Below are 4,860 nucleotides of genomic sequence, written 5' to 3'. Positions count from 1 at the left end.
CCCAGCCGGAACCCGCCTTCGAGAGCGTGGCCCTCGCCTTCGGACGGCGGGTCGTGCTTCAGTCCGACACGGTCTGGTTCATCTCCGAGGGCGTTGTGCGCGACGAGCTTGAAAACGGCAAGCTGGCGACGCTGGCCATTGATGACGACCTGCTCGGCGGGCCGGTCGGCGTTTCCATGCGCACCAGCGTCGCCCCGTCCGCAGAGCAACGCCTGTTTGTCGCCGCGCTGGAACAGGCCGCGGGCAATGATTTCCGCAGCGTGCCCGGTCCGGCGTAGCCTGCCGCTCACTTCAGGAGATCCGGCAGGAACATCACCACCGAGGGCGCGGCGATCACCAGCGCGATCACGAAGAGATCCATGATGATGAAGGGCAGGACGCCGGCGAAGACCTGTGCGATCGTGACATATTTGCCCGCCACATTCTTGATGACGAAGACATTCATGCCGACCGGCGGCGTGATCATGCCGATTTCCAGCATCTTCACCACGACGACGCCGAACCAGACGAGGCTGATGTCCTCGGCCCTGAGGATCGGCAGGAAGATCGGCAGCGTCGTCAGCATGGCGCCGAACGGTTCCATGAAAGTGCCGAGCGCCAGGTAGATCAGCACGATGATCAGCATCAGCTTGAAATAGCCGAGATCCGCGTCGGCAACGAAGGACGAGAGGAAGTGCGACAGCCCTGAAATTCCGAGAAAGCGGGTGAACATCGCAGCCCCCACCCCGATGATGAACAGCGCCCCGGTCGAGGTCACGGTATCGATGAGGGAGTGGGTGATGTTCCGCTTCGTCAGCCGCCCGGTGGCGGCGGCAAGCAAAATGGTGCCGAGCGCGCCTACAGCGCCGGCTTCCGTCGCGGTGAAAAACCCCGAGAACATGCCGCCGAAGATCAAAAGCACAAGCACGGTGATCGGGATCACCTGAAGGATGGCGGCGCGGCCTTCGGCATTGACGGGTGAGGTATCGCGCGAGGGAACGAGGTCGGGCCGCACGAGGCTGATGCCGATGATGACGAGACAATAGCCGATGGCGGTGATGACGCCGATGCCGATGCCGCCGATGAAGACCTGGGTGACCGAGGTTTCGGCGAAGACGCCATAGATGATCATGAGGATCGACGGCGGGATCAGCGCGCCGATCGTGCCGCCGGCGGCGATCGATCCGGCCGCGATCGAGGGACGATAGCCGGCAGCGACCATTTCCGGAATGGCGATCCGGCCCATGGCCGCGGCGCAGGCAAGCGACGAACCGGAGACGGCGGCAAAGCCGGAACAAGCAAAGATGGACGAGACCGCGAGGCCGCCCGGCAGGCGGCGCAGCACAACCTTGGCGGCGGCGAAGAGCCCGCCGGTGAGCCCGGAATGAAACGCGACGAAGCCCATCAGCAGGAACATCGGCACCGCCGACATGGTCCAGCTGGCGACAAAGGAATAGGGCGTGTTCGACAGGATGCCGAAGGCCGGCGTGACGCCGAGAAGCGCGGTGATGCCGCCGAACGAGACGGCGATCAACGCCATGGCCACCGGGACACGCAGCAGAAGCAGGACGATCAGGACGGCGATGCCGACAAATCCGACCTCGGGATTCATGCGGTTTCCTCCGATGGGGCGGGATGAAGATCCTGGAAGGTCAGAAGCAGGCAGGTCAGCGCGGCGATGGCAAAACCGGCCGAGGGCAGGAAATAGCTGTGCCAGACGGGCATCTTCATCGAGGCCAGCTCCACATAGGTGCCGGAGCGGAAATTGGACAGCGCCGAATTCCAGGTGGCCCAGGAAAGGCTCGCATAGACGACCGCCGACAAAAGACAGACCAGCGCGTCGGAAACCCGGCGGACCGGTCGGGTGAGCGCGAAATCGAAGAGTTCGACGGACACCATCTCGCGACGCAGTTCGAGCCAGGACAGCGGCAGGAAGGCGGTGGCGACCATGTAGTAGCGCGCGACCATCTCGGTCGTCACCGGGATCGAGATGCGGAACAGGTTGCGCAGCGCCACATCGAGACTGATGTGCACCATCATCATCACGACGCCTGCGGCGCCGATGAATGCCAGGATACGCGCGACCACGGCGGCGAGCCGAACGAGTGCGGTCATCAAAGGGCTCCAGAGCAAAAAGGAAGGCCGACGAAGAACATCGTCGTCCACGAAGCGCGACGGCCTTTCCGGCCGCCGCGCTCCTGTTCAGGCATCACATGCCGTAGGTCGAAAAGTCGATCTTGCTCCAGACGTCGTCGATCATGCGCCTGGCCAGAGCGTCGGGATCGTTGCCGACTTCTTCGACGACCGCCGTCCATTTTTCCACCAGTTCGGTGAAGTAGACGGCTTCCTCGCCCGAAAGCGCGGTGCGGGCGGCCACATCCTCGGCGGCAAAGGCTTCCGAGGCTTCAAGGAAGGCCGGATCCGGCTCGATCACCTCGATATCGGTTTTCGCCAGGGCCTCATTCGCCGCCGACGGCAGCTGGAAGGCCCAGCGGTCGGTCAGGTCGAAATTGGCGCGGGCGGCGGCCATGCCGATCTCCTCGCGCTCCTTGGTGGAAAGCGAGCGCCAGGTGTTGAGCCCGGCCGTGAAGTTCGACGTCACGTGATAGGTGCCGATCGGGACGATGGTGACATCCTTGGCAATATCGATCAGCCGGAATGACAGAAGATCGACGGTCGAGGCCATGGTGCCGTCGATCGTGCCCTGGCTCATCGCCTCGAAGGTTTCGCCGACGCCGATATTGACCGGGGTTGCGCCGAAATGCTCGGCCCAGCGCGAATAGGGCGCGCCGCCGGTGCGCAGACGCATGCCCTTCAGGTCATCGGCGGTGCGCACGGGCCTGGTGGTGATCAGGTTGTAGACATTTGACGAACCGGCGCCGAGGAAAACCATGCCGAGTTTCTTGAACTCCTCCTGGCAGGGCTCGCAGGTCATGCCGTACTCGGTCATGGCCATGGCCATGGCGTGCGGGTTGCGGCCAATCAGCGCCAGGTCGCCGGCAATGCCGGTCACTTCCATGTCCGCCGGAAAGTAAAGCGGCAGGACATTGCCCGCATCCACGAGCCCGGTCTGCAGCGCATCCTTCATCTGCGGCAGAGACACGACTTCCGGTCCGAGGATCAGCCCGGTCATGGCGCCGCCCGAGTTTTCGGCGATGTTTTCGGCGAAATGCTCATACATGTAATAGGCCGGATGCGCCGGCGGCCCTCCCGGCGCAAGACGCAGTTCGCGCGCCGACGCGGCTGTTCCGGCGGCCATCATCGCGACGGCGGCCAGTGCAGCGAATGTGTGTATGCGATTCATGAATTCTCCTCCCAAAAAATCCGAATGCCACGTTTCGTCAGGTCAGTTACATCGCCAGAAGCTTCCTCGCATTCTCCTTCAGAAGCAGCGGGCGAACCTCTTCCTTGATGTCGATCTTTTCAAAATCGACGAGCCAGCGATCCGGCGTGATGGCGGGCCAATCGGAGCCGAACAGCAATTTGTGCTTCAGCAGAGAATTGGCGTATTTCACCAGGATCGGCGGAAAATATTTCGGGCTCCAGCCCGACAGGTCGATATAGACATTGGGCTTGTGCTGGGCGACGGCGAGCGCCTCTTCCTGCCAGGGGAAGGACGGATGGGCGGCGATGATCTTCAGGTCGGGGAAGTCCACAGCCACGTCGTCGAGATACATCGGATTTGAATATTTCAGCCGCATGCCCATGCCGCCATGCATGCCGGATCCGACGCCGGTCTGGCCGGTGTGAAACAGGGCGATGCCGCCTTCCTCCTCGATCGCCTCATAGAGCCCGTAGGCGGCCCGATCATTCGGGTAAAACCCCTGAAAGGTCGGGTGGAACTTGAAGCCGCGCACGCCGTGGTCGCGCATCAGGCTCCTCGCTTCCCGGACCCCGAGCTTGCCCTTGGCCGGGTCGATGGAGGCGAAGGGGACCATGATATCGCTGTTCCTTGCCGCGATCTCCGCCACCTCATAATTGGAGTAGCGGCGAAAGCCGGTCTCGCGTTCGGCATCGACGGGAAAAATGATGCAGCCGATCTTCCGTTCGCGGAAATAGGCTGCGGTCTCCTCGACGGTGGGCAGCATGCCGTCGCGGCCTGCCGGGTTTCTGAAATAACTGGCCATGCCGGCCTGGAATTCCATATAGCCGTCATCGCGATGGGTGCAGCAGGGCTCCTCGGCGTGGACATGGACGTCAAAGGCGACCAGATCGTCGAAATTCATATGCGCTCCTCCGTCTCCAGCCCGACATACCGCTTGAGCAGATGCGCGAGCGTTTCCGCCTCCTCCGCGCTCAGGCCATGCGTGTTATAGGCGTTCTCGCCGAAGAAATTGCGCTTGTTGGCCGCGACGAACCCCTCGCCCTTCCCGGTCAGCCGAAGCAGCACCGATCGACGGTCGTGATCGGGGATCTCCCGTTCGATCAGGCCCTGGTCCTCCAGACGCCGCACCGCCTTCGTCATATGGGCAGGCTTGATCCTCAGCGTCTGCGCCAGTATGCCCTGCTTGATGCCGGGGTTGAGATGCATGACCCAGAGCATGGAAAACTCGCCCGGACGCAGGTCGTCGGCGCCGAAGCGCTCATAGAACTGATCATAGACGCGCACCTGCGCGACGCGCACCAGAAAGCCAAGCGAATTGTTGAGCTCGCCAAGCCGGACATCTTCGGTCTGTTGCGGGGAAAGGCGCGGCTCCTGCCCCATGTCAGCGCCCGCCGGGAGCCGCCACCTTGGCGGCGCGCTCCTTCATGACCATCAACAACCTCATCCAATTTAGAAACTTCAAGTATGGCACAACATTCTGCATCTTCCTCTGGATAATCGTAAAATCCAGCTGGCATTTCAAACACGTTTTTATCTCACCGAATTTCCAGTTTCAC

5 protein-coding genes and 1 pseudogene are annotated in these 4,860 nt (G+C 62.3%); 1 reads left to right on the top strand and 5 read right to left on the bottom strand.

What is annotated here, in order from left to right; all coding sequences use genetic code 11:
- A pseudogene (locus AC5DC2_RS19330) lies at positions 1-278 on the top strand (hypothetical protein); the annotation flags it as partial.
- Between the two features lie 8 nt (positions 279-286).
- On the opposite strand, the gene AC5DC2_RS19325 reads toward AC5DC2_RS19330, so the two are convergent.
- From AC5DC2_RS19325 to AC5DC2_RS19305, 5 genes are all read right to left on the bottom strand, one after another.
- Positions 287-1,591, bottom strand: coding sequence for a TRAP transporter large permease (locus AC5DC2_RS19325; RefSeq protein ID WP_491699643.1), 1,305 nt, complete (start codon positions 1,589-1,591; stop codon positions 287-289).
- Positions 1,588-2,094 carry a TRAP transporter small permease gene (locus AC5DC2_RS19320; protein ID WP_024706111.1) on the bottom strand — a complete coding sequence of 169 codons (507 nt, stop codon included), beginning with the start codon at positions 2,092-2,094 and terminating at the stop codon, positions 1,588-1,590. The genes AC5DC2_RS19325 and AC5DC2_RS19320 overlap by 4 nt, the downstream gene beginning before the upstream one ends.
- Before the next feature lie 94 nt (positions 2,095-2,188).
- A complete protein-coding gene (locus AC5DC2_RS19315) occupies positions 2,189-3,283 on the bottom strand; it encodes a C4-dicarboxylate TRAP transporter substrate-binding protein (protein ID WP_024706110.1) in 1,095 nt (364 codons plus the stop codon).
- Positions 3,284-3,329: 46 nt separating this feature from the next.
- A complete protein-coding gene (locus tag AC5DC2_RS19310) occupies positions 3,330-4,205 on the bottom strand; it encodes an amidohydrolase family protein (RefSeq protein ID WP_491699642.1) in 876 nt (291 codons plus the stop codon).
- Positions 4,202-4,684 (bottom strand): MarR family winged helix-turn-helix transcriptional regulator, encoded by a 483-nt coding sequence (locus tag AC5DC2_RS19305; RefSeq protein ID WP_024706108.1) that lies wholly within the window; start codon positions 4,682-4,684, stop codon positions 4,202-4,204. The genes AC5DC2_RS19310 and AC5DC2_RS19305 overlap by 4 nt, the downstream gene beginning before the upstream one ends.
- Between the last annotated feature and the right edge of the window lie 176 nt (positions 4,685-4,860).

It is taken from the genome of Martelella sp., assembly GCF_984369615.1.
The sequence above is the reverse complement of the archived record's forward strand: the minus strand, read 5'-3'. Positions and strand labels throughout refer to the sequence as shown.

What these genes read in the sequence shown, in the direction of transcription:
- AC5DC2_RS19325 (WP_491699643.1), bottom strand. Translation starts at nt 1,591, where the DNA reads ATGAATCCCGAGGTCGGATTTGTCGGCATCGCCGTCCTGATCGTCCTG.
- AC5DC2_RS19320 (WP_024706111.1), bottom strand. Translation starts at nt 2,094, where the DNA reads ATGACCGCACTCGTTCGGCTCGCCGCCGTGGTCGCGCGTATCCTGGCA.
- AC5DC2_RS19315 (WP_024706110.1), bottom strand. Translation starts at nt 3,283, where the DNA reads ATGAATCGCATACACACATTCGCTGCACTGGCCGCCGTCGCGATGATG.
- AC5DC2_RS19310 (WP_491699642.1), bottom strand. Translation starts at nt 4,205, where the DNA reads ATGAATTTCGACGATCTGGTCGCCTTTGACGTCCATGTCCACGCCGAG.
- AC5DC2_RS19305 (WP_024706108.1), bottom strand. Translation starts at nt 4,684, where the DNA reads ATGGGGCAGGAGCCGCGCCTTTCCCCGCAACAGACCGAAGATGTCCGG.